The organism is Nocardiopsis coralli, from assembly GCF_014892575.1.
GTDB lineage: Bacteria > Actinomycetota > Actinomycetes > Streptosporangiales > Streptosporangiaceae > Nocardiopsis > Nocardiopsis coralli.
The window spans coordinates 35,834-59,985 of sequence record NZ_JADBGI010000011.1 but is presented as its reverse complement, the minus strand read 5'-3'; the positions used below and the strand labels follow the sequence as shown (position 1 = coordinate 59,985).

At 72.3% G+C, this 24,152-nt stretch carries 18 protein-coding genes; 8 read left to right on the top strand and 10 right to left on the bottom strand.

From position 1 onward, the window contains the following. Positions 1 to 4 precede the first annotated feature (4 nt). From IDM40_RS14055 to IDM40_RS28645, 6 genes are all read right to left on the bottom strand, one after another. Complete coding sequence (locus tag IDM40_RS14055; protein WP_193122441.1) at positions 5 to 1,588, bottom strand: Hsp70 family protein; 1,584 nt, start codon at positions 1,586 to 1,588, stop codon at positions 5 to 7. Positions 1,589 to 1,700: 112 nt separating this feature from the next. Then, positions 1,701 to 2,300 carry a nucleotide exchange factor GrpE gene (grpE, locus tag IDM40_RS14050; protein WP_193122440.1) on the bottom strand — a complete coding sequence of 200 codons (600 nt, stop codon included), beginning with the start codon at positions 2,298 to 2,300 and terminating at the stop codon, positions 1,701 to 1,703. A 104-nt stretch (positions 2,301 to 2,404) separates the two neighbouring features. Beyond that, positions 2,405 to 4,012 carry a DUF5719 family protein gene (locus tag IDM40_RS14045; protein WP_193122439.1) on the bottom strand — a complete coding sequence of 536 codons (1,608 nt, stop codon included), beginning with the start codon at positions 4,010 to 4,012 and terminating at the stop codon, positions 2,405 to 2,407. A gap of 2 nt (positions 4,013 to 4,014) precedes the next feature. Further along, positions 4,015 to 7,509, bottom strand: a complete 3,495-nt coding sequence (locus IDM40_RS14040; protein ID WP_193122438.1) for a glycosyltransferase — start codon at positions 7,507 to 7,509, stop codon at positions 4,015 to 4,017. Positions 7,510 to 7,773: 264 nt separating this feature from the next. Then, positions 7,774 to 8,061, bottom strand: coding sequence for a WhiB family transcriptional regulator (locus IDM40_RS14035; RefSeq protein ID WP_026118359.1), 288 nt, complete (start codon positions 8,059 to 8,061; stop codon positions 7,774 to 7,776). A gap of 238 nt (positions 8,062 to 8,299) precedes the next feature. Continuing rightward, on the bottom strand, positions 8,300 to 10,000 hold the full coding sequence (locus IDM40_RS28645; RefSeq protein WP_268959337.1) for a hypothetical protein: 1,701 nt from the start codon (positions 9,998 to 10,000) through the stop codon (positions 8,300 to 8,302). Between the two features lie 271 nt (positions 10,001 to 10,271). Between IDM40_RS28645 and cofD the strand changes: the two genes are divergently transcribed. The 5 genes from cofD (at position 10,272) to IDM40_RS14005 (ending at position 14,353) form a co-directional block, all read left to right on the top strand. After that, complete coding sequence (gene cofD / locus IDM40_RS14025; protein ID WP_193122436.1) at positions 10,272 to 11,252, top strand: 2-phospho-L-lactate transferase; 981 nt, start codon at positions 10,272 to 10,274, stop codon at positions 11,250 to 11,252. Further along, a complete protein-coding gene (locus IDM40_RS14020; RefSeq protein ID WP_193122435.1) occupies positions 11,249 to 12,544 on the top strand; it encodes a coenzyme F420-0:L-glutamate ligase in 1,296 nt (431 codons plus the stop codon). Before cofD ends, IDM40_RS14020 begins: the two co-directional genes overlap by 4 nt. A 244-nt stretch (positions 12,545 to 12,788) precedes the next feature. Continuing rightward, positions 12,789 to 13,343, top strand: a complete 555-nt coding sequence (locus IDM40_RS14015; protein ID WP_193122434.1) for a nitroreductase family protein — start codon at positions 12,789 to 12,791, stop codon at positions 13,341 to 13,343. Continuing rightward, positions 13,324 to 13,644 carry a DUF6092 family protein gene (locus tag IDM40_RS14010; RefSeq protein ID WP_193122433.1) on the top strand — a complete coding sequence of 107 codons (321 nt, stop codon included), beginning with the start codon at positions 13,324 to 13,326 and terminating at the stop codon, positions 13,642 to 13,644. The genes IDM40_RS14015 and IDM40_RS14010 overlap by 20 nt, the downstream gene beginning before the upstream one ends. Beyond that, positions 13,628 to 14,353 carry a tRNA-dependent cyclodipeptide synthase gene (locus tag IDM40_RS14005; protein WP_407939971.1) on the top strand — a complete coding sequence of 242 codons (726 nt, stop codon included), beginning with the start codon at positions 13,628 to 13,630 and terminating at the stop codon, positions 14,351 to 14,353. The genes IDM40_RS14010 and IDM40_RS14005 overlap by 17 nt, the downstream gene beginning before the upstream one ends. Here the strand turns inward: IDM40_RS14005 and IDM40_RS14000 are convergent. Next, entirely contained in the window at positions 14,331 to 15,350 is a 1,020-nt protein-coding gene (locus IDM40_RS14000; protein ID WP_235997596.1) for a methyltransferase, read from the bottom strand. The genes IDM40_RS14005 and IDM40_RS14000 overlap by 23 nt on opposite strands. A 118-nt stretch (positions 15,351 to 15,468) precedes the next feature. Here IDM40_RS14000 and IDM40_RS13995 point away from each other — a divergent pair, with 118 nt between their 5' ends. Both IDM40_RS13995 and IDM40_RS13990 read left to right on the top strand, forming a co-directional pair. Then, the gene (locus IDM40_RS13995; RefSeq protein ID WP_193122558.1) at positions 15,469 to 17,049 is read left to right on the top strand and encodes a Na+/H+ antiporter; all 1,581 of its coding nucleotides are present in this window, start codon (positions 15,469 to 15,471) and stop codon (positions 17,047 to 17,049) included. A gap of 167 nt (positions 17,050 to 17,216) precedes the next feature. After that, the gene (locus IDM40_RS13990; protein ID WP_193122432.1) at positions 17,217 to 18,242 is read left to right on the top strand and encodes a chitinase; all 1,026 of its coding nucleotides are present in this window, start codon (positions 17,217 to 17,219) and stop codon (positions 18,240 to 18,242) included. A gap of 60 nt (positions 18,243 to 18,302) precedes the next feature. Here the strand turns inward: IDM40_RS13990 and IDM40_RS13985 are convergent, their stop codons facing one another. After that, on the bottom strand, positions 18,303 to 20,930 hold the full coding sequence (locus IDM40_RS13985) for a bifunctional FO biosynthesis protein CofGH (RefSeq protein ID WP_193122431.1): 2,628 nt from the start codon (positions 20,928 to 20,930) through the stop codon (positions 18,303 to 18,305). Positions 20,931 to 21,092: 162 nt separating this feature from the next. Between IDM40_RS13985 and IDM40_RS13980 the strand changes: the two genes are divergently transcribed. Then, entirely contained in the window at positions 21,093 to 22,124 is a 1,032-nt protein-coding gene (locus IDM40_RS13980) for a lysylphosphatidylglycerol synthase domain-containing protein (RefSeq protein ID WP_407939970.1), read from the top strand. Here IDM40_RS13980 and IDM40_RS13975 read toward each other — a convergent pair. Together IDM40_RS13975 and IDM40_RS13970 are read right to left on the bottom strand one after the other, a co-directional pair. Beyond that, entirely contained in the window at positions 22,094 to 23,197 is a 1,104-nt protein-coding gene (locus IDM40_RS13975; protein ID WP_193122430.1) for a glycosyltransferase family 4 protein, read from the bottom strand. The two genes, IDM40_RS13980 and IDM40_RS13975, sit on opposite strands and share 31 nt — an antisense overlap. Then, positions 23,194 to 24,132 carry a glycosyltransferase family 2 protein gene (locus IDM40_RS13970; protein ID WP_193122429.1) on the bottom strand — a complete coding sequence of 313 codons (939 nt, stop codon included), beginning with the start codon at positions 24,130 to 24,132 and terminating at the stop codon, positions 23,194 to 23,196. The genes IDM40_RS13975 and IDM40_RS13970 overlap by 4 nt, the downstream gene beginning before the upstream one ends. Positions 24,133 to 24,152: the final 20 nt, after the last annotated feature.

The window sequence follows — 24,152 nt, the reverse complement described above, 5'->3', positions numbered from 1 at the left end:
CGGATCAGGAACGCAGCGACAGCCCCGAGACCTGCTTCACGGCCTGCGCGACCTCGTCCTGGGAGAGCACGGAGACCTGGGCCTCGACGTCGATGCTCCGGTCGCCGGCCGGGTCGTAGGCGTGGACCCTGGCCAGGCCCTCGGCGGTCACGGTGAGGGTGATCTCGACCGGCGCCCCCTTGGGCAGCGGAGGGATGGGCAGCATCTTCTCCTGGAGGACCTCGTTGTCCTCCGGGGCCTCCGATTCGAGCTCCCCGCCCTGTTCGCAGAGCGTGATGGCGACCCGTTCCTGGTTGTCCACGAGGGTTTCGGCCGTGATGGGGGCGGGTTGCGCGGGGATGGCGTCGTTGGCGTGCACGAGGAAGGAGACGTACTCCCGGTCCTTCTCCTCGTCCATGAACTGGACCCCGAGTCCGCGCGAGAGCACGTTGGTGACGCTCAGGCTGCGGGAATCACCGAGGAAGTACCTCTTCTCGGCGCCCTTGGGAACCTCGACCTCCGAGCCGTCGGTGGACAGCACCTCGTCCACCGCGGCCTGCCCGTACACGGCGGCGCCCTTGGCCACGGCCAGGTCGAAGTCGCTGCGTGCCGGGTCCCACCCGAGCTGGTCGCGCAGCGCCGTCTCGACCATGGGCATCTTGGCCGAGCCGCCGACCAGCAGGACCCGGTCGACGGAGAGCCCGGGCACCTTCTCCTCCGCCGTGGCCACGGTCCGCTGAGCGATCTCCAGGGTCTGGCCGACCAGGTGGCGCGTGGCCTCCTCGAACTCGGCACGGGTGACCTCGACCTTCTCGTCGTGGTCCCCGTACCGGCAGCGGACGGTCGCCTTCTCGCGCTTGGTGAGCGACTTCTTGGTCTCCTCGACCTGGCCCAGGAGTTCGGCCTCGAACTCCTCGTCGAGCAGGGGGTCCTCGTCGCCCAGGCCGGCCGCCCGGACGAACTTCTCCACGATCAGCTGGGCGAGGGCGGAGTCCCAGTCCGCGCCGCCCAGGGTCTTGTTCCCGTCGACGGCGACCACCTCGACCCGGCCTGCCTCCGCGCGCAGCACGGTGGTGTCGAAGGTGCCGCCGCCGAGGTCGTAGACGAGCACGGTCTCGGGGTTCTCACCGCGGATCCCGAGGGAGAGGGCGGCCGCCACGGGCTCGGTGACGATGCCGACCACGTCGAGCCCGGCGATCTGTCCGGCCTGCCGGGTGGCCTCCTTCTCCTTGACCCCGAAGTAGGCGGGCACGGTGATGACGGCCCTGCCGATCTCCTGGCCGCTCTCGTTGTTGGCCGTGGCCACGAGTTCTTTGAGGATCAGCGCGGAAATGCTCTCCGGCGTGTACCTGTCGCCGTGGAACTCCTGGGGATAGGAGGTACCCATGTGGCGTTTGATCAACGAGCACGCATGGTCGGGGGCCGACCGCTGTACACGTTTTGCTTCTTCGCCGACGACGATGTTGTTCTCGCCCTCGAAATAGACCACGGAGGGGGTCGTCGGGTTGCTGTCGTAGTTGAGGACGATTTCGGCCTGCCCGAGATCATTGATCCGAGCGATCCCCGAATACGTCGTGCCCAGGTCGATCCCGTACACGCTGTCACCCAACGGAGAACTCCTCATTCAGGATTGGTCACGTGGTCGCTGTCGCACCCCGGCCCGGGGGCTCAGAAGTCCGCGGGGGCAGGGCTTCGCGGCGGAAGGGGAACCGCGGGAAACCCTACCGAGAATCCTCGTGTCTGTAGACACTCACCTGTGCCGGCAGGAAAACACGGTCGGCGTCGGCGTAGGTGAAACCCTGTCGCAGGACACGGTGCACACGCCGGTCCTTCTCGGGGTCGTCGGTGGTCACGACACGTGCCGCGTGGTGTTTCGCGGGGTCGAACTCGGCGGAGGGTTCTGCCTCCACGGATTCGACGTCGATGAGGCCGAGCGCTTCTTCGATGGTGTCCATGAAGAAATCGAAATCCTTCTCGGCTCTTTCTCCCCGTTCGCCGGCGCGTTCGGCTGCTTCGGCCGCTTGGGCGTGCAGTCCGGCGAACCTGCGGATCACCGGTTTGAGAAGGGCCTGCACCTGGTCGCCCTGGAGCTGCTCGATCCGGTTCTGCATCTGCCGAATGATCTGCTCGTAGTTGTCGGCGCGGGCGTGGAACCCGCGCACCTGCTCGGACAGGCCATCGACAGCGGCGGCCACCCCGTCGGGGGACGGGGGGTCCGTCACGCCCGGGTCGGGCTCCGGCGCCGGGGGATCGGGGGTCTCCGCCCCCGGGACGGGTTCGGTGCCCGGGGCCCCAGCGGTGTCGTCCGACGGTTCCACCACGCAGACCTCCCAGAGGCACCCGGTTCAATGACGGTCCAAGTATGGACCAAGAACCGGTCGCGTAGGGGCGGTTCGCCGATCTCGATCCCCGCCGCTGCGGGGGATCAGGGCGTCAGGCCCACCAGGCTGTCGCGGACCACGGGCAGCGGGACCTCGACCGGCGCGGGCCGCACCGGGGCGGCGCCCACGCCGTCGTCGGTGCGCAGCACCCGGCCCACGTGGACGGGGCCGGAGCCGTCGTCGACGAGGTCGAGCCGGACCGCGTAACCCTCGCCCGCGCCGATGCCCGGCGGCGGTTCCCAGGCCACGTCCTCGTCGCCGGCGTCGGTGCCGAAGACCTGGGTGGTGCCCGCGGGGACGGTGAGCTTGACGGCGTCTCCCTGGTCACCGTCGGCGCCGACGGGGGTGGCCACGATCGCGGCGTCGCTCTCGACGGCCCCGACCACGACCTCGGTCTCGGCATCGCGGGGGACGTCGGGCAGGACCGCGGTGGTGTCGAGGGGACGGTCGAGCGGGTCGACGGCGGAGCTGTAGGCGGTCTCCGAACCGTCGTCGAACTCGGACGCGACGCCGGCCACGACCTCGCCGTCGGCTTCGACGACGACGGTTCCGGGCTCCTCGGCCAGGGCGCTCTCCAGGGACAGCCACGCGGAGGCGGCCGGCGGCACGTGCACGGTGTACGGGTCGCCGGGGGTACCGGTGCCGTTCCCGTCGTCGTCGCCGTCCTCGCCGTCCTCGTCGTCGGCGGGTTCTTCCGTCAGCACGTGCACCCGTGCGGTGACGGGGTCGTCGCCGGGTGCGGCGAGCATGAGCCGGCGCACGCCTTCGCCGCCGGGTACGCCCGGCACGATCGCCTCCTCGGCCGGCTCCGAGGTCGGGTTGACCCAGTCGGTGCCGCCGGAGGAGTGCTCGGCCAGCAGCGACGCGGCGACCCGGCCGGTGCTGGTGCGCACATGGACCCCGACCGCGCTGGTGCTGTGCACGAGCTCGGTCAGGTCGAGCTCGGTGGACTCCCCCGGGCCCAGCGGGATGCCCCGGCTCTCGGTGGAGTGCGAGGGCCCGTCGGCGGTGTAGACGTCGATGCTCGCGGTGGCGCGGAAGTCCTCGGGGTTGGACAGGTGGGCGGTCAGCTCCTCCAGGTCCACACCGTCGGGGTCGTCGCCTCCGGGCAGCGCGAACCACGTGCCGATGGAGGGCTGGGCGCACAGCACCTCGGTGGCCTCGTCGTCCGAGGCGGTGATCTGCGCGATCTCCAACCCGGAGGCCAGGTCGCCGGACGCGTGCACCGCGGTGGGGTCGCCCAGGTCGCCGGTCTCGGCGCTCCAGACCCGGTTGGGTTCGGTGATCTGGTCGCCGATGAGGTCGTCCTCAGCGGCGTCGGCGGGGTCCGGCGAGGGCGAGGCCTCCCCGTCCTCCGTGTCCTCGTCCTCGTCGTCCTCGGAGGGCGTGCCCGGGACCGGGACGCCCCACAGCTCGCCCTCGTCGTCACGGCTCACCCGCGGGGCGAAGGCGGCCGCGACACTGTCGGCGTCGGAGTCCTCGTGCGGCTCAGGACAGACCTGCACCGCACGGTCGGGGCGCACGGTCCCTGCCTCGCTCACCCCCACCTCGGCGGTGAGGGGCCGGGTGAGGAAGGCGACGCCGAGCAGGGCGGTCAGGGCCAGGGCGACCAGGCCGAACAGCGCGAACCGGTTCTCCACGATCACTCGCACGGTCACTCCTCACCCTCGGGACGGTCGGTGTTGCGGCGGCTCCGGGGCGAGGCGCGCCGTCGCCCGGGTTTGCGACGTGTGCCCTTGCGCCGTCCCCCGCCCAGCAGGGCCGGGATGGAACCGGTGGTGGTCGTGGTGTCGCGGTCGGTCCCGGAGGCGCTCTCCTCGGCCGTGTCGGCGGTGTCGGAGCCCTCGGCGGCCTCTTCCGTGGTGGCGGGGTCGCCGCCGCCCTCCGGTGCTTCCCCGTCGCTCTCGGCGGTCTCACCGGCGGCCCGGGACCCGCCGTCGCGTGCCCCCGTCCCCCGGCGGCCGGAGCGGCGCAGGCTGTCGGGGCGGCGCGGCCTCGGCGGCGGGGTGGAGGCGATCAGGCGGGCCTCCTCCTCGGTGCGCACGCCGGGTGCGGCCAGGACGGCGACCACGAGCAGCAGCACGCCCTGGGTGATCATCCACGCGGTGTGCACGGGATCGCTGTGCCACACGCGCACCTGGCCGCCGTCGACGGGCAGGGCCCACGCCTGGGTGCCGTTCTCGACGGCGACCTCGGACAGCTCCTGCCCGTCGAGCGTGGCCTTCCAGCTCCCGTCGGCGGGTTCGGCCAGGGCCAGGCGGCGGCCGGTGGAGCCCGCCTCCACCTCCGCGCTCATGTCGCCGGCGCTGCCCTCGACCGGCAGGGCCGTGGCGTCGAGCCCGCCCTCGGGCACCACGCGCAGCGCGCCGGTGTCCTCCGAGATCCGCCAGAGCCCGTAGTGGACCGACAGCGACTGCCGGTCCAGCCCGGGGGTGCCGTCGAGCACGTCGACCATGGTGGCCTGGGACGGGCCGGCCTCCTCCGGGCGCGGGTAGAGCACGTACTGGACGCCGTGGTCGAGCAGGGTGTGCAGCTGGTCGCCGCCCTGGCCGGCGCTGAGTTCGGCGACGGCGCGGTCCATGCTGGTGCGGCCGTCCTCGTCGGGCACGACCGCCTCCTCGCCGAGGTGCGGTTCGCGTCCTCGCACGACGGTGTAGTCGACGTTGCCCTCGTCGTCCGGCGCCACCACGAGCGCACGCGGTTCGGTGCCGTCGTCGCTGCGGCTCTCCAGCGCCCCGGGAACCGTCGCGGGGGCGTCGGAGGTGACCGGGCCGTCCGAGCCCTCCCACATCCACAGGGCGGCCGCGGAGGCGGGTGTGGCCAGGGCCGCCACCGTGACCGCGAGCGCGAACCCCCGGCGCCAGTCCTTCCACCAGGGGGCGTTCGCGTCGGCGCCGCCGTGGTCGCCGCGGAGCATGTCCCCGATGGCGCGGGCGGAGGTGCCCGCGGACATCAGGACGGCGGTCGCGGCGAAGGACAGCGCGACACCCGGCCAGACCGGGGCGGGCGGGCCGCCGAAGTAGGGCTCGACGACCAGGCGTCCGACCACGATCGCCACGAGCAGCCCGAACAGGGCCAGCGACCACCCCGCGGCCACGACCATGCGGTTGCGCAGCAGCAACAGGGCCATGAGGGCGGCGGTCAGGAACCCGGCGGTGACCCACACGGGCGGCGCCCCGGGACCGCCGGGCGAGAGCATGAGCAGCTCGAACGGCCCGGCGGCGGGGTCGGAGAGTTCCGGCCGGTGCAGTCCGGCCTCCAGCAGCCAGAGCGTGGGGTGCGTGAGCAGTTCCAGCGACCACGGCAACAACAGGACGATCGGCACGGCCAGGCTCAGCGCGACACTGACGTAGAGGCGCTGTCCCACGTGTCCGAAGGCGAGGGCGACCAGGACCCCGGTGACCAGGGCCAGCAGCCAGACGATCGGCACGAACGCGGTCGACACGGCCAGCGTGAGCCCAAGGCCCCAGGCCGCGCGCCGGGACGCCTTGTCCGGAAGGCTGACCACCCGCACCAGCAGCAGAGCCAGGACCGGCAGAAGCGCGTGCACGATCGCGGTGCCCAGGCGTCCCTGGGCCACGGCGCCCGTGGCCACCGGCAGCAGCGCGTAGGTACCGGCCAGCCACAGGCGCGCCGGGACGTAACGCAGCACGGCCCGGGCCAGCAGGTAGGCGGTGCACCCGGCCAGGGGCACGCACCCGAGCAGGATCACCGTGACCGCGAGCCAGGGCTGGCCCAGGGTCAGGGTGGACAGCAGCGCCAGCAGCCCCACGTAGGGCGGCACCGGCCCGCCCGCGCCGATCCCGCTCTCCGGGCTGGAGGACAGGTACAGCGACCACAGGTCGGCGGCGCTCCCTGCCACCGGCGGCAGGGCCCCGCCCGCCAGCAGCTCGCCGAAGAGCAGCGAACGCCCGGCCACGAGCGAGACCACCGACAGCACGAGCACCAGCATGACCCCGGGCCGGGTGACCACCCTCCGCAGGAAGCTCTGGTCGTCGGAGAGCACCGCCTCCTCGTCCTCGGGGTTGGGCGGCGCGGTCACCGCCTGGTGCCGGCCGGGGGTGTTGCGCACGGGTTCGCCGGTCAGCACCGCGGTGAGGGCGTCGGCGAACTGGCGCATCGCCACCCCGCGCGCCAGGAACGGCCGGATCGCGCTGTAGGTGCGGCGGCGGTCGCGGCGGCGCCGGAACCGGGCGCGCGCGAGCTTGTCGGGCCGCAGGTAGACCAGCGTGATCGCGGCGGCCTCGTCCAGCGCGTTCGCGGGCTGTTTGATGAGCAGGTACATGACCACGCGCATCAGCGACGCGAAGGAGTTGCGCAGCAGCGCCGCGACCATGCCGCCGAAGGGCAGGTTGGCCAGCAGCACGAAGACCGCGTGGCGCCGGTCCACACGCCGCGGGTGGTTGCGGGTCGCGGAGATCTCGCGCCGGCGCCGGGAGGAGGCCTCGGCGTGGTAGGCGACGGCGTCGGTGACCACGAGCGCGCGCAGCCCCGCCCCGCCCACGCGCCAGCAGAAGTCGATGTCGTCGCGGAACAGCGGCAGGGACGGGTCGAACCCGCCGAGGCGGTCCCACACGTCGCGGCGCACGAGCATCCCGGCGCTGGAGACCGCCAGGACCTGCCGGTTGCCGTCGTGCTGGCCGTGGTCGAACTCACGCTGTTCCAGACCGGTCTCGCGCCGTCCCGCGCCGTCGATGGCCACGCCGACCTCGACGAGCAGGCGCCGGTCGAACCAGTCCCGCAGCTTGGGGCCGAGCACGGCCGCCCGGGGGTCGCGGTCGGCGGCGGCCAGGAGCTGTTCGAGGGCGTCGCGTTCGGGCACGAGGTCGTCGTGCATCAGCCAGATCCACTCGGTGGCCCCCTCGCCGGAGTCCCGCACGGCGGTGGACGAGCGCGGCAGGTCCAGGGCGGCGCGCACGGCGTCGCCGTAACCGGTCACGGGCGACTGGTCGGTGATGGAGTCCGAGGGCAGGTACTCGGCGAGGATGTCGCCGCTGCCGTCGGTGCTGCCGGTGTCCGCGGCGACGACGCGCTGCAGGGGGCGGGTCTGCGCCCGCAGCGCGGCCATCGTCTCGGGGAGCCAACGTGCCCCGTCGTGGGTCACGACGACCGCGGTGACGACGTGGCGGGCGGAGTCCTGGTCAAGCACGGCTGTAGTGGGTTCTCTTCCGGGGAGGGGCCGTCCCGTGGAGAGGTACGGGACTGCTGAGACGGGTCATCACGATACGCCACTCGGCACCATTACGTGCCTATTCCGCGCACCCTGACACCCCCGGTCCATAGCCGCCATATCGGGGCATTCCCACGGGGAGCGGGCGGATCATCCAATCTCGACCTCGGTCCCGAACGGCGTCCCACACGAAAGACGAGCGCCCCGGTGCAACCACCGGGGCGCTCGTCTTGTCCGGATCACCTAGAGCATGTCCGCGAGGAAATCGAAATCTCCGCCGACAGCTTTCTTCAGCCGCCGGCGCTCCCTCTCGGAGAGTCCCCCCCAGATACCGAAGCGCTCATCGTGCTCCAGCGCGTACTCCAGGCACTCGGCCCGGACCTCGCACGACTGGCAGACCTTCTTCGCCTCCCTCGTGGAGCCGCCCTTCTCGGGAAAGAAAGCCTCCGGGTCGGTCTGCGCGCACAGGGCACGTTCCTGCCAGCCCAGATCCTCGTCCGAGCCGTGCGCCAGCGGGATGACCTCGCTCATGCGCACCTCCTGTTGCCCCCCATAGATGTACCCGGCCCTTTTCATCCCCCGGACCGGGTTGAATCCCACCCTGAAATTACACGCGTGACACTCGCTGTGCGTCAAGCGCCCTGCGTGGTAATCCACTGAATATCACGCCGCGAACTGCCGTCGGCGGGCCCGCGATGTCCGTTCTGTGGATTACCACGCAATTCACGCACGTCCGAGGCGGTGGGGAGCACGGGGTCCCTGGTCGGGGTCAGCGCTGCTCGTCGTTGCCGTACCAGCCCTGCTGACCGCCGGTTCCGCCCTGTCCGTACTGGTCAGAGCCGTATGCACCGGACTCGCCGTACCCGCCGCCGTCGGCCCCGGGTGTGGACTCCTGGCCCTGCTGGTAGGACTGCTCGGCGCCCTGGTACCACCCGTACTGGATGGCGTCCTGGGCGGCCTGCTCACCGGAGGCCGAGGTCTGGGCCTGGTCGGCGCCGGCCTGCGGGGCGTACTGCGAGGGGTCGTACCCCTGCCCGTAGGCGTTCGGGTCGTAGGACTGCTGCGCACCGCTGCCGTAGGCCTGCCCGTACGCGTTCGGGTCGTAGGCCTGCTGACCGTAGGCGTTGGGGTCGTAGGCCTGCTGGCCACCGGTCCCGTAAGCCTGTCCGTAGGCGTTGGGGTCGTAGGCCTGCTGGCCACCCGTGCCGTACGCGGCCGCCTGCTGCTGGCCGTACGGGTCCTGCCCGTACGCCTGCTGACCGTAGGGGTCCTGACCGTAGCCCTGCTGGCCGTACGCGTTGGGGTCGTACGCCTGCTGCGCACCGCTGCCGTAGGCCTGTCCGTAGGCGTTGGGGTCGTAGGCCTGCCGGCCACCCGTGCCGTACGCGGCCGCCTGCTGCTGGCCGTACGGGTCCTGCCCGTACGCCTGCTGACCGTAGGGGTCCTGACCGTAGCCCTGCTGGCCGTACGCGTTGGGGTCGTACGCCTGCTGCGCACCGCTGCCGTAGGCCTGTCCGTAGGCGTCGGGGTCGTAGGCCTGCTGACCGCCCGTCCCGTAGGCCGCGGCCTGCTGCTGGCCGTCAGCGTCCTGACCGTAGGCCTGTCCGTCGGCGTTGGGGTCGTAGGCCTGCTGCGCACCGCTGCCGTCGGCCTGTCCGTAGGCGTTGGGGTCGTAGGCCTGCTGACCGCCCGTGCCGTAGGCCGCGGCCTGCTGCTGGCCGTAAGCGTCCTGACCGTAGGCCTGTCCGTAGGCGTTGGGGTCGTAGGCCTGCTGACCGCCGGTCCCGTAGGCCGCGGCCTGCTGCTGCCCGTAGGCGTCCTGACCGTAGGCCTGCTGGCCGCCGGTGCCGTACGCGGCCGCCTGCTGCTGGCCGTACGGGTCCTGCCCGTACGCCTGCTGACCGTAGGGGTCCTGACCGTAGCCCTGCTGGCCGTACGGGTCCTGGCCGTACCCGGCGAAGGACTGCTGCGCGCCGGTCGCGGGCGGGAAGCCCTGCGGGTTGTACTGGCCGACCTGCGGCACGGGGCGCGGGACCAGGTTCGGGTCGTTGAAGGCCTTCAGGAGGAAGAACCCGAACAGGGCCAGCGGGGCACCGGTCACGAAGAGGCCGATGAACCCGGCGAAGCCCATGCCCATGTCGTCCGCGTGCTGCATGAACACGGTGACGAGGTTGATGGCCGCGAAGAGCAGACCCACACCCGTCATGACCATGGCGGTCACGACGACCGGGAGAGCGGAGGGCCTCGTGCGCTCACTGGTCAGCACCAGGGCGACCGCACCCACGAGAAGGATCAGGACCGGCAGACCGAAGAAGGACTGGCCGGAGCTCGCCATCGCCCCCGGGAAGCCGGGATCGTACTCCGAACCCAACCCGGAGGAAGCGGTGGAGCGCGCGATCAGACCGATCAACCCGGACAGCATCGAGGCGCCGACCGCACCGATCAGCACCCACGCCGCGGGAAGGCGCAAGCGTTCTAGAGTTTCGTTGTTCAAGAGAGGTTCCCCTCTTCCGCTTCATCGCCGTCGCGTCGGTGGAAGCTTGGCATATCGTCGGACAGTCGGGTGAATCGGCCGGGTCCAGGCAGAAATGGGGACAGCCGGACACTCCGGGCCGTGAAGTGGGATGGCGGCCGACGCACCGGGGTTCGCGAACCCCCGTCTCGGTACGGTCACACGCCGCTCGGGTCGCACCACGGGGCAGACGACCCATACACGGCACCAGCCTGCCAGACTTGGACGCATGCGGATAGTCGTACCGGCAGGCGGTATCGGCGGCGCCCGCTTCCTGCGCGGCCTCAAGGCCGCTCTCGGAACGGACGCGCCGGCCTCCGAAGAGCAGACCACAAACCCTTCCATCACCGTCATCGGGAACACCGGCGACGACATCACACTGTTCGGGCTCCGGATCTGTCCGGATCTGGACACTGTGATGTACACCCTGGGCGGCGGTATCGACGAGGACCGGGGGTGGGGGAGGAAGGACGAGTCCTTCACCGTCAAGGAGGAACTCGCCGCCTACGGCATGAAACCCACGTGGTTCGGCCTCGGCGACCGCGACACCGCCACGCACATCGTACGCGCGCAGATGATCGCCGCGAGGTTCCCCCTGTCCGCCGTGACCGAGGCGCTGTGCGACCGCTGGCAGCCCGGAGTGCGGCTGCTGCCGATGACCGACGACCAGGTGGAGACGCACGTGGTCGTCGAGGAGGAGGGCCGCACGCGTGCGATCCACTTCCAGGAGTGGTGGATCAAGCACCGGGCCGAGCTGCCCGCGCGGCAGTTCGTGTCGGTGGGCGCGGAGTCGGCCAAGCCGGCGCCGGGTGTGCTGGACGCGATCGCGCAGGCCGACGCGGTGATCCTGCCGCCGTCGAACCCGGTGGTGAGCGTGGGCTCGGTCTTCCAGGTCCCCGGGATCCGTGAAGCCATGGCCGAGAAGACCGTCGTCGGGGTCTCCCCCATCATCGGCGGCGCGCCCGTGCGCGGGATGGCCGACGCGTGCCTGTCCGCCATCGGCGTGGAGACCGACGCAGGCGCGGTCGCCGAACACCTGGGCGCGGACCTGCTCGACGGGTGGCTGGTCGACGAGGCCGACGCGGGCACCGAGGTGGAGGGAGTCGAGGTGCGCTCCCGCCCCCTGTACATGAGTGACCCGGACTCCACCGAGGCGCTGGCCCGGGCAGCCGTGGACCTGGCCGTCGAGCTCTCGGAGGCACGCGCGTGATCGCGGAACTGCACGTGCGCGGCCTGCCCGGCGTTCCGGAGGTCCGTGAGGGCGACGACCTGGCGCGGGTGCTCGCCGAAGCCGTGCACGCGTCGGGCACCGCACTGTCCGACGGCGACGTGCTCGTCGTGACCTCCAAGATCGTGAGCAAGGCCGAGGGGCGTTCGCGGCGCACGGACCGCGAGGACGCCATCACGGCCGAGACCGAGCGTGTGGTGGCCCGGGCCGGGCACACCCGCATCGTGCAGACCCGCCAGGGCCTGGTCATGGCGGCCGCGGGGGTGGACGCCTCCAACGTCGACCCCGGCACGGTGCTGCTGCTCCCGGAGGACTCCGACGCCTCGGCCCGTGCACTGCGGGCGGGGCTGCGCGAGCGCCTGGGCGTGAACGTCGCCGTCGTGGTCTCCGACACGTTCGGCCGGCCCTGGCGCATCGGGCAGACCGACGTGGCCATCGGGGCGGCGGGGATCCGTCCCCTGGAGGACCTGCGCGGGACCCCCGACAGCCGCGGCCAGATCATGGAGGCCACGGTCAACGCGGTCGCCGACGAGATCGCGGGCGCCGGGGAGCTCGTCAAGGGCAAGACGGCGGGGATCCCGGTGGCGGTGGTCGGCGGTCTCGCGGACCTGGTCACCGAGGAGGACGGCCCCGGGGCCGCGGCCCTGGTGCGCCCGGCCGACGCGGACCTGTTCCGGTACGGATCGCGCGACGTGGTCCCGGCCCGCCGCACGGTGCGGTCGTTCGCCGACACCCCGGTGGACCCGGCCCTGGTCCGCAAGGCCGTCGCATCGGCCGTGACCGCGCCCGCGCCGCACCACACGACGCCGTGGCGGTTCGTGCTGGTGGAGTCGCCGGAGGTGCGCGAGCACCTGCTCGACTCGATGCTCGACGCCTGGATCGCGGACCTGCGCGCGGACGGCTTCACCGAGGAGCAGATCGCACGGCGCACCCGCCGTGGGGACGTGCTGCGGGCCGCGCCGTGCCTGGTGGTGCCGTTCCTGGTCGCCGACGGCGCGCACCCCTACCCGGACGCGCGGCGGTCCGACGCCGAGCGCACGATGTTCCACGTGGCGATGGGCGCGGGTGTGCAGAACCTGCTCGTGGCGCTGGCGATGGAGGGTCTCGGCTCGGCGTGGATCTCGTCGACGATGTTCTGCGCCGACGTGGTGCGCAAGGTCCTGGACCTGCCGGAGGACTGGCAGCCGATGGGGTCGGTGGCCGTGGGGTACGCGGCCGAGGCCCCGGCCGACCGCCCGCCGCGGGAGGCCGGCGACTTCCTCGTGGTGCGGTGACCGCCGCGGAGCGTTGAACGGGGGCCGGGCGCGTGCTGCGTCCGGCCCCGCGTGTGTCCGGGCCGGGGTGGCCGGGCCGGGCGGGCTCAGGCCTCGCTGAGCCCTGCCTGCGGGAGGGAAGTGGTGGACACGGTGAGTGGGTGACCTTTCCGGCGGAGAAACCCGTCCGACCATGGGACGGGCGGTCGTACGACGCGTTATATTACTCACTGCATTTTACCTTTGACAGAGAGTGAGGCTCAGTGTGGTGAGCACCGACGCGGGGCCGGAGGCGGAGGCACAGGCCGCCCACGCCCTGCGAGTACTGACCACGCGGCGGGTGGTACGCGCCTTCGACGGCAGGCCCGTCGCGGACGACCTCCTCGAACACCTGACGGACGCCCTGCTCGCCGCGCCCTCCGCCTCGAACAAACAGGCGTGGGCCTTCGTCACCGTCCGCCGCCGCAGAACGCTCCGGCTGCTCCGGGCCTTCTCCCCCGGCATCATCGAACCCCCACCCCTGGTCGTGGCCGCCTGCTTCGACCGCACCCGCGCCGTGGGCGGAGAGGGTTCCTGGGACGAGGGCATGCTCTGCGTCGCCATGGCGGTGGAGAACCTGCTGCTCGCGGCGCACGCCCTCGGCCTGGGCGGGTGCCCCACGGCGAGCTTCCGCAGAGCCCCCGTCCGACGCTTCCTCGGCCTGCCCGACCACCTCGAACCCCTGCTCCTGGTGACGATCGGCCACCCAGCACGCCCCATCGACAAGGCCCCACGACGCGACCGGAACGAGGTGATCAGCGATGAGCGCTGGCACGGCTGAGGCCCCACACACCGGCGAGGAGCTCCTGCTGCTCGCCGCCTACCTGCTCAGCAGCGGCCGCGGACTGCTGGAGGAACCCCGCGAGTACGGACCGCTGCGCTGCCTGGACGCCGCACGCCGGGTCCTGGCGCTGCGCTCCGACCTGGGCCACGGCGATCATCCCGGGCTGGACGGACTGCGCACACGCATGGAGGACGTCATGTGCGGCGCGATGGCCGACCGCGAACTCGACGTCCTGCTCGACGACCTCTGCGACCGGCTCGCTGCCGTGCTGGAGGAGACCGATGCCGTCTCCGCCTGAGCCCACCCGCTCCGCGCCCGAGGACCTGCGGATGGAGGACGGCCTCGAGGTGCGGCCCTTCACCCGCTCGTGCGCGCGTGTGCTCGCCCGAGGGGAGCACGCGCTCATCGGCGTCAGTGCGGGCAACGGCTACTTCACCCAGGAACGCCTCACCCAGCTGCTGCGGTGGGCGGGCCGGCGCTTCGCCCACATCGACGTACTCCACACCGACCTGCACCTGGACACCATGCACCGGGCCGGCGGCGCCGACGAGGAGCAGGCGGCCCGCCGCACCAAGCGCTCGCTCCGGGACGTGCGCCGCCGTATCCGCCGCGCGCTGGAGGCGGTCGGTGCCGTCCCCGGGCATCTGCGTTCCCTGGCGCTGTCGGAGACGGTCGGCCTGCCCGGGTACCGCACGGTGCGGGACCGGCTGGAGCGGGAGTTCGACACCAACGCGCGTGTGCGCGGCGCGTGCGAGGCCCACGTCGGGAAGCTGCTCGGCGGCGGGGCGGCGGCCGACGACGCACGGTTCCGGGCCGGCCTGGCCTACCTGCACGCCGAGCTGCCGTTCCTGCTGGCCACCCCGGAGGTGTTGGGGGTGCCCTCGTCGGTGTGCTGTTACCACGACCTGCTGCCGGTCGTGGAGCAGCTGCACGACGAGGGTTCCTGTTTCCACACAGGGCAGGCGCACGCGGTGGTGCGGCCGCTCACGCGCGACGGACGTCCATGACCGATGCGCCGTCCGGGACCGGGTGGACCGCGTGCAGCGCCAACCCGGCCCGGGCGAACAGCCCCTCGTGGTCCGCGCGGGTGCGCGGCGGGGCCCCGTAGAGCACGTACATGCTCAGCCCGATCGCCTCGACGAAGGGGTCGGGGCGCTCGTCGTCGGAGAGGTGGCCGACCACGAGCAGGCGGCCCGTCTCCGGCATCGCGTCGCGTACGTTGCGCAGGATCCGGACCGCGTCCTCGGGACCCCAGTTCTGCAGGACCCTGGCCATGACGTAGACGTCGGCGCCGGCCGGAACGCCCTCGAAGAGGTCGCCGCTCACGACGGTGCACCGGTCGGCCACCCCTTCGCGCCGCAGCAGGGGACCGGCCCCGGCCACGACCTCGGGCAGGTCGAAGAGCACACCCGCGGCCCCCGGGCGGGCCCGCAGGACGGCGGCGAGAGTGGCGCCCTCTCCCCCGCCGAGGTCGGCGACGGTGGCGGCTCCGGACAGGTCCGCGGCACGCAGCAGCACGTCGGCGGGGGCGGAGGCGTTCATCGCGCGGCGGAAGAGCTCGGACTCCTCGGGCCGCCCCGCCAGGTAGGGGAAGAGCCCGCGGCCGGTCTGCAGTTCGAACGGGCTGCGGCCGGTCTCCACGGCGGCGCCGAGCTGGGACCACGCGCGGAAGAAGTCGCCATGGGTGCACATCCGGAACAGGTCGCGCAGGCCGAGGGCGTCGCCGCGGCGCAGGTGGTTGCCGGCCGGGGTGAGTTCGTGGCGCCCGGGGGCAGGTTGGCGGACCAGGCCGGCGGCGGTGACCGCGCGCAGGACCACGGTCAGGCGTTCGGCTGGGACCCCGGTCTCCCGCGCGAGGTCGGCGAGCTCCCGCGGGCCGTCCTCCAGGAGGTCGACCACGCCGAGGTCGAGCAGGGCCGAGACGGCGTGCACGAGCATCGCCGAGGAGACGAGCCCCGCCAGTGGGGCCTCGGTGCGTTCGGCTGGGGCGGTCGCCTCGTTCAGCACTGTCGTATCTCTCCTGGTCCGACTGCGGGTCCCGGGCGGCGGTGGCCCCCTCGGCCCGCTCATACTACTGACAGTCACCATTTGGGTTCTCAGTGTTTCGGTGGACGGGGGACGTGTGGACGTCGAGGAGTACGTGATCGCGACGCTGGTCGTGGTGGTCGCGGTGATCGTGGGACAGCTGGCGGCCGGCCGGCTGCGTGTGCCGAGCGCGATCGTCCTGGTCCTGCTGGGGATGGTGCTCGGCGTGGTGCCCTGGATGCACTCGCTGTCGATCACCCCCGAGGTGATCCTCCTGGTGTTCCTGCCGCCGCTGATCTACAACGCGGCGTTCTTCTCCTCGCCGAAGGACATGCGCAACCTGTTCCGGCCCATCCTGGTGATGTCGGTGGGGGTCACCCTGGTGACGGCGTTCGGGATGGCCTCGGTGATCTACGTGCTGATCCCGGCCGTGGAGTGGCCGGCCGCCATCGCCCTGGGCGCGGCGGTGGCGCCCACGGACGCGGTCTCGGCGTCGGCGATCCTCAAACGGGTGGGCACCCCGCGCCGGGTCATGACGATCCTGGAGGGCGAGAGCCTGGTCAACGACGGGGTGGCCCTGACCCTGTTCAGCCTGGCGGTGACCTCGATGGCGCACCCGCTGCCGCCGACCGAGGGCCTGGTGACGCTGGGTTCGGTGGTCGTCGGCGGCCTCGTCTACGGCGGGCTGGTGTCCTGGTTCATCCTGTGGGTGCGCCCGAAGCTGCGCGACCCCTCGATCCAGCTCATGGTCGCCCTGATCACCCCGTTCGTGGCCTACGTGCCCGCGGAGAAGGCCGGTTTCTCCGGGGTGCTGGCCGCCGTGGTCGCCGGCTTCGTGCTCGGCGGCCGCGGGGAGGGCCCGCTACCGCCGCGCGTGCGGCTGACCGGGCAGGTGGTGTGGAAGACCCTGGTGACGCTGCTGGAGGCGATGCTCTTCGTCCTGCTCGGGCTGCAGCTGGACGCGGTGGTCACGTCGGTGCAGGAGCACTACTCCCTGTGGCAGCTGACCTGGGTGGCCCTGGTGGTCACGCTGGTCGCGGTGGTGCTGAGGATGCTGCTGATGCTGGCGGTGATCCCGTTGCAGCAGTTCGTACCGCGGCTGGAACTGGACGTGTCGAACCTGCGCGAACGTGTGGTGATCGGCTGGAGCGGTATGCGGGGCGCGGTGTCCCTGGCCATCGCGCTGTCCCTGCCGGCGACGATCGGCGGGGAGGCCTTCACCGAACGGGGCGGCCTCATCTACATCGCCGGGGTGGTGGTCATGGGCACGCTCCTGATCCAGGGCCTGACCCTGCCCCTCCTGCTGCGCAAGCTGGGCCTGACCAAGGGCGACCAGATGCAGCGCGAGGTGCTCGACGCCGACTACGAGATGAGCTGCGCGGCCCTGCAGAAGGTGGACGAGCTGCAGACCTCCGGGGCCGTGGACGAGAAGACCGCCGAGTCGGTGCGTTCGGTGTACTCACGCCGGCTCTCCGAGCTCCAGGGCCTGATGTCGGAGGACGACGGCGCACGGCGGCGCTTCGAGAGCGGGGTGGCGGTGCACGGGCAGATCATCCAGGCCCGCCGGGACCGGCTGGAGTCGCTGTACCGGGAGGGGCGGATCGACCACGACGTCTTCCAGAAGCTCAACCGCGACCTCGACATGCGGGACTCGGGCGGGGGCGCGTACGGGGACTGACGGGGGTGACCAGGGGGACGGATGCGCCGGGGACCGCGTTCCCAACGAAACTGCAAACTTACTTTCCGATTCCCGTTGACCCGCGACCCGACGCAACTCTAAGGTTTCTTCACAATTTCGGGTTCTCCGAGCCCCCCTTCGTCCCCCGCTCGACGGAAGGAACCCCCTTGAGCACACACCGCAAGAGGAACAGGACCGGCGTCCGCGCCGGCGTCGCCCTGACCGCCGCGCTCGCGCTCGGTGCCGCAGGTGTCGCCGCGGCCCAGACCCCCGGGCCGCAGGAGGCCGACACGGTCGCCGACACCGCGCCCCAGCAGGACGGGCAGTGGCTCACCGGGTACTGGCACAACTTCGACAACGGGTCCACGGTCATGCCGCTCGCCGACGTGCCCGAGGAGTACAACCTCGTGGCCGTGGCCTTCGCCGACAACCACCCCGAGCTCGACGGAGGCATCACCTTCGATGTGGCCGGCGACGAACTCGACGGCTACACCGACGAGGAGTTCCGCGACGACCTCGCCGGCCTGCAGGACGCCGGGACCAGCGTCATCATCTCCGTCGGCGGCGAACTCGGTCACGTCGACGTGACCGACCCCGAGCAGGCCGAGAACTTCGCCGAGACCACACACGAACTCATGGAGGACTACGGGTTCGACGGCGTCGACATCGACCTCGAGCACGGCATCGACGCCGAGCACATGACCGACGCCCTGCAGCAGCTCGACGGTCTCGCCGACACCGACCCGATCATCACGATGGCGCCGCAGACCATCGACTTCCAGAGCCCGGACGAGGACTACTACCAGCTCGCGGAGAACATCTCCGACATCCTCACGCTGGTGAACATGCAGTACTACAACTCCGGGTCGATGGAGGGCTGCGACGGTTCGGTGTACGAGCAGGGCACGTCCGACTTCGTGGCCGCGCTCGCCTGCATCCAGCTGGAGATGGACCTCGAACCCCACCAGGTCGGCCTCGGCCTGCCCGCCACGGAGGACGCCGCCGGCGGCGGGTACCTGGAGCCCGAGGGTGTCGTCGACGCCCTGGACTGCCTGGAGGAGGGCTCCTCCTGCGGTTCGTTCTCGCCCGAGTCGCCCTACGGCCCGATCGGCGGCGTGATGACCTGGTCGATCAACTGGGACGCCGCGAACGGGTACGCGTTCGCCGACACCGTGGCCCCGCGCCTGAACTGACCTTTCCCCGACGGGCGGGGCGCCGATCCCCCGGCGCCCCGCCCCTTCGTGTGCGGCGGGTCAGACCAGCGGCAGGTTGGGGCGCAGGATGCTCGGGGCCACCCCGTCGTTCTCCTCGGCCACCCGGAGGCGCTCCTCGCTCACCGGGCCGTAGAGCGTGGTGCGCTGGCGCAGCGGGCGGCCCGTGGGCTCCACCAGCGCCCGGATGTCGCTGATGGTCTTGTACGAACCCTCGCCGGAACCGGCCATCCGGCTGATCGTCTCCTCCATGAGCGTGCCGCCCACGTCGTTGACGCCGCCGGCCAGCAACTGGCGGCAGGTGTCCTCGGCGAGCTTGACCCACGAGCACTGGATGTTGTCGATCGCGCCGTGCAGCAGCAGCCGCGCCAGGGCGTGCACCGCACGGTTCTCCCGCACGGTCGGCCCGGTGCGCGCCAGGCCGGCGAGGTAGATGGGCGCGTTGGTGTGCACGAACGGCAGCGGCACGAACTCGGTGAACCCGCGCACGCCGTTGCGTTCCAGCGAACGTTCCTGCAGCGACCGGATCAGCTTGATGTGCGCGACCCAGTGGTGGGGCGAGTCCACGTGGCCGTACATCATCGTGGACGTGGTCGGCAGGCCCAGGTCGTGCGCGGTGGTCACCACGTCGATCCACTCGCGGGCGGGCAGCTTGCCCTTGGTGAGGATCCACCGCACCTCGTCGTCGAGGATCTCCGCGGCCGTGCCCGGGAGGGACCCCAGGCCTGCGTCGCGCGCCCGGGTGAGCCACTCGCGCACCGGGAGGTCGGTGCGGGCCGCGCCGTTGACGACCTCCATCGGGCTGAAGGCGTGCACGTGCATGTCCGGGACACGTTCGCGCACCGCCGCGGCCAGGTCGAAGTAGGCGCTGCCGGGCAGGTCGGGGTGGATACCGCCCTGCATGCACACCTCGGAGGCGCCGGCCTTCCACGCCTCCTCGGCCCGGTCGGCGACCTGGTCCAGGGACAGCGTGTAGGCGTCGGCGTCGGTCCGGCGCTGGGCGAAGGCGCAGAAACGGCAGCCCGTGTAACAGACGTTCGTGAAGTTGATGTTCCTGGTGACGATGTAGGTGACGTCGTCGCCCACGGTGTCGCGGCGCACCCGGTCGGCCAGGCCGGTGAGGGCCTCGAGCTCGGGGCCGTCGGCGTGCAGGAGCGCGAGGGCCTGGTCGTCGTCGAGGCCGGCCGGGTCGTGCTCGGCGGCACGGAGGGCGTCGGCGATGTCCGGGTCGAACCGGCGCGGGACGGCGCCCTCGCGGTCCACGCCCGCGCTGAGCTCGTCCCAGTCGCCGTAGACCGCGTCGAAGTCGCCGCGGCGGTCGCCGGTGCGGCCCTCGGCGTCGATGCCGGTGTGCAGGTCGGTGCGCCCGGTGGAGGTGAGGGCGGCCTCGGGCTCCTGCCACGGGCGGCCGCGCACAGGGGCGTCCTCCGCGGCCAGGCCGGTCTCCGGGTCTGCGAGGGCGGCGACGTGGGCGGAGATGCGCGGGTCCAGCCACGGTTCCCCCGCGCGCACGTACTCGGGGTAGACGGTGAGGCGCTCGCGCAGGGTGAATCCGTGCTCGGTGGTGCGGGCGGCCAGGTCGTCGATCTGGGGCCAGGGGCGTTCGGGGTTGACGTGGTCGGGGGTGAGCGGTGAGACCCCGCCCCAGTCGTCGATGCCCGCACGGAGCATGAGGGCGTACTCGTCGCGGCCGCCGTGTTCGCCGCCGATGAGGTTGGGCGGGGCCTGGATGTGCGCCTTGGGGCCCATGACCAGGCGGGTCACGGCGATCGTCGCCGCCATCTCGTCGATCTCGGCGTCCGGGCGGTTCATCATCGCGGTGGCGGGTTTGGCCCGGAAGTTCTGCACGATGACCTCCTGGATCCCGCCGTAGCGACGGGCGGCCCCGCGCATCGCGAAGATCGACTCGGCGCGCTCGGTGTGGTTCTCGCCGATGCCGAGCAGGATCCCGGTGGTGAAGGGGACGTTGGAGCGCCCGGCGTCCTCGAGCACCCGGAGGCGGACCGCGGGGTCCTTGTCCGGGCTGCCGTAGTGCGCCTGGCCCTTCTCGGTGAACAGGCGCTCGGAGGTGGTCTCCAGCATCATCCCCATGGACGGGGCGACCGGTTTGAGGCGCTGGAGGTCGGACCAGCCCAGCACGCCCGGGTTGAGGTGCGGGAGCAGGCCGGTCTCCTCCAGGACCATGATCGCCATGGCCCGGACGTAGGAGAGCGTGTCGTCGTATCCGTGCGCGCCCAGCCACTCGGCGGCCTGGCTCCAGCGGTCCTCGGGGCGGTCGCCGAGCGTGAAGAGGGCCTCCTTGCAGCCCATGGCGGCGCCCTCGCGGGCGATGTCGAGGACCTCGTCCGGAGACAGGAAGGGGGCGTCGAGCCTGCCGGGCACGGTCGCGAACGTGCAGTAGTGGCAGCGGTCGCGGCACAAGCGGGTCAGGGGGACGAAGACCTTGCGGCTGTAGGTGACCACCCCGGGCCGGCCGTGGGCCTCCAGGCCGGCGTCGCGCACACGGCCGGCGTGGTCGAGCAGGGTCTCGAGGTCCTCGCCGCGCGCGTGCAGGAGCACTTCGGCCTCGGTCGCGTCCAGGGTCTTGCCGTCCCGCGCGCGGGCCAGGGCCCTGCGCATCGCCGACGGGGTCGGGGGTGTGACGGAATCCGGGTCGTTCGCACCACTCATACGCGCACCCTACGCGTCGGCCCGCGCGGGCCCGCGAGCGCACCGCCCCCAGTCGCGGGATCTTGCCACCAGAGCCGACTTGGGCGCCGTTACCGGCTCTGGTAGCAAGATCCCCGGCATGAGGTCGCCGACCCCACCGCACGGCACGCCTAGAGTCGAGGCGTGGAACGCACCGCGAACGGAGCCGGCGGGACCGGCGAACCCGGCGAGGCCGGGGCGCCCGGCCTCCTCGCCCGCCTGCGCGCCAACCGGGCGGTACGCCTGGGGCTGCTCGTGCTCGTGTGCGCGGCCGCCGGGTGGGCGCTGCACACCCACTGGGGTCAGGCGCGCGAGGCCCTCCTCGACCTCCCGCCGTGGGCGCCGCCCGCCGCGGTCCTGGCCGGGATGGCCGGGCTCGCCGCGCAGATGATGGCGTGGCGGGCGCTGCTGGCCGGGCTGGGTTCGCCCCTCCCCCGCCGTGTGGCGGCGCGCGTGATGTTCGTCGGCCAGCTCGGCAAGTACCTGCCCGGTTCCGTGTGGGCCTTCGTCGCCCAGGTGGAACTGGCCCGCGACCACGCCGTCCCCCGCACGCGCGGCGCCGCCGCCACCCTGCTCGCCGTGGCCGTGACGGTCGCGACCGGGCTCGCGGTCGCAGCGGTCGCGCTGCCCCTGTCCTCGGCCGAGGCCGCCAGGCGCTGGTGGTGGGCGCTCGCGCTCGCCCCGCTGCTGCTGGCCGCCCTGCACCCGAAGGTGGTCGCGTGGGGGCTGGGGCTGGCGGCACGCCCGTTCGCGCGGTTCCGGGAGGTCGCCGAGTCCGGGTCCCTGGACGTGGGCGGACGCGCGATCACCGCCGCCGTCGCCTGGACCCTGATCGCGTGGATCCCCCTCGGCGCCCACCTGTGGGTCCTCACGTGGGCCGTCGGCGGCGACCCGCTCTCCTCGCTCGGCCCGGCCGTGGGCGCCTACGCACTCGCGTGGACCCTGGGCCTGCTCGTGGTCTTCGCGCCCGCGGGCCTGGGCGTGCGCGAGGCCGTCCTGGTCGTCGCGCTCGCCCCGGTCGTGGACGCGGGCGCCGCACTCGTGCTCGCCGTCCTGTCCCGCCTGGTCATGACCGTCGCCGACCTCGCGTGGGCCGGGACGGGCCTGCTCGCCTCGCGTTCACGCCCCGGCCCGCACGGGAGCGCTCAGGCCGAGGAGAGCAACCGCCCCACGTAGGTGTCCCAGTGCGGCCCGGGGTCGACGGGGCGTACACCGGCGCGCAGTTTCTCCGGCACCCCGGGCATGTAGAACTCACGCAGCGCCCGTGCCAGGTCCTCCACCTCGCCGGGGGCGCACAGCAGGCCGTCCACACCCTCGCTCACGTGGTCCGGCAGGGTCCCCGCACGCGTGGCGATCACCGGGACGCCGTGTTCGTGCGCCATCCACACGTTCTGCGTCGCGGTCGCCGAACGGTACGGGAGCACGGCCGCGTCGGCGCCGGCGAACAGCTCCGGCAGCTCCTCGGCCGGCACGTACCCGTCGCGCAGCGTCACCCGGTCGCTCAGGCCCAGTTCCCCGGCGAGCGCGGACAGCTCCGCGGTCCCGCCCCAGAACTCGCCCGCGACGGTGAGCGCGACGTCGTCCGGCGCGCCCTCGGCCAGCGCGCGCAGCAGCAGGTCCACGCCCTTGTACGGCCGCACCATCCCGAGGAAGAGCAGGTGGCGGCGTTCCCCGCACGGCTGTTCCACCGCGCCCCCGGTCTCGGGCAGGTGCGGCGGCATCGAGGCCACGACCGGGTCGGCCTGGTCCCCGCGCAGCAGCCCCCGCGCGAGGTGGGCCTGCTCGGCGCTGTGCGTGAGGATCCCGTCGACCCTCCGCAGCAGGGCCCGGGTGAGGCTGACGTCCACGGAACGCCGTTCGTGCGGCAGCACGTTGTGGCACAGCGCCACCACCCGCGCGCGGTCCCGGCGCGAGCACAGCCCGGCGAGGATGCCCAGGTAGGCGGGGATCTGCGCGGGCGAGAACAGGGTGAGCACGACCAGGTCGGACTCGCGTGCGAGCCTCCGGCCCGTGCGCCACCACCCGTCCGGCCGGTACCAGGCCAGGCGGTGGCGGGTGCCGGAGAACGTCTCGGCCTCCGGGTCGGCGATGGTCTGCTGCCCCGGGTAGAGCAGCGACGGGTACTGCGCGTGCCACGACTCGATCGCGGTGCTGTGCCCCCGGGCGGAGAGCCGGTGGGCGAGTTCGGTGGTGTGGCGGGCCCCTCCGCCCTTGTAGGGGTGGGCGGGGCCGACGAGGGTGATCCTCACGAGTGCTCCCTGGAGCGCACGATCAGGTCGGCCAGGAGCGCCATCGCGCCGATGATCAGCCCGGTCATGAGGATCATGACGGTGTTGTTGGGCATGTACAGCGGGTTGCGCACCTGGTCGAAGACGAACTTGCCGGCGCCGAGGCCGAGGAGGACCAGGGCGGGCGGCATCAGGACCTTGAGGGGATGGAAATACATGACCATCCGCAACACCTGGAGGATGTAGCGGTAGGCGTCGCTGACGAAACGGAACTTGGAACGCCCCGCCCGTGTGGCGTACTCGATGGGCACGTACCGCACCGGGTGCTGGTTGGACAGGAACGCCAGCGTGATGGTCGTGACGCAGGAGAACCCGGGCGGCAGCAAGCGCAGGTACGGGCGGGCGACGTCGCGGCGGAACACCCGCAGTCCGGAGTTGAGGTCGGGGATGCGCGTGCGGGTCAGGCCCTCGGCGATCTTGCGGATCATCCACTTGGCCGGCACCCGCAGCGCCTTGTGCGACCCCGTCTCGGTGGTGCGGGCGCCCACGACCTGGTCGGTCTCGGGGTCGGCGTCGAGCATGCGCACGAGCTCGGGGATGCGCTCGTTGGGGTAGCTCATGTCGGCGTCGGTCCACACCACGTACTCCCCGCGCGCCCGGCTGCTGCCGACGCGGCGTACCGTCCCGGCCCCGCCGTTGTGGCCGAAGGCGATGACGCGCATGGACGGGTAGAGGTCCTGCACGTCGCGCAGGCGTTCGAGGGTCCCGTCGGTGGAGGCGTCGTCCACCGCCAGGAGCTCGTAGGTCCACCCCGACTGGTCCATGGCCGCACAGATGCGTTTGACCTCGTCGACGACGTGGTGCTCCTCGTTGTAGCAGGGCAGCACGATCGTCACCCGGGGTTCGTCCTCCGGGCCACCGGGGACCGGGCGGGCGGGTTCGTGTGTAGGGGTCATGCCTCTCTCAGCGGGGTCGT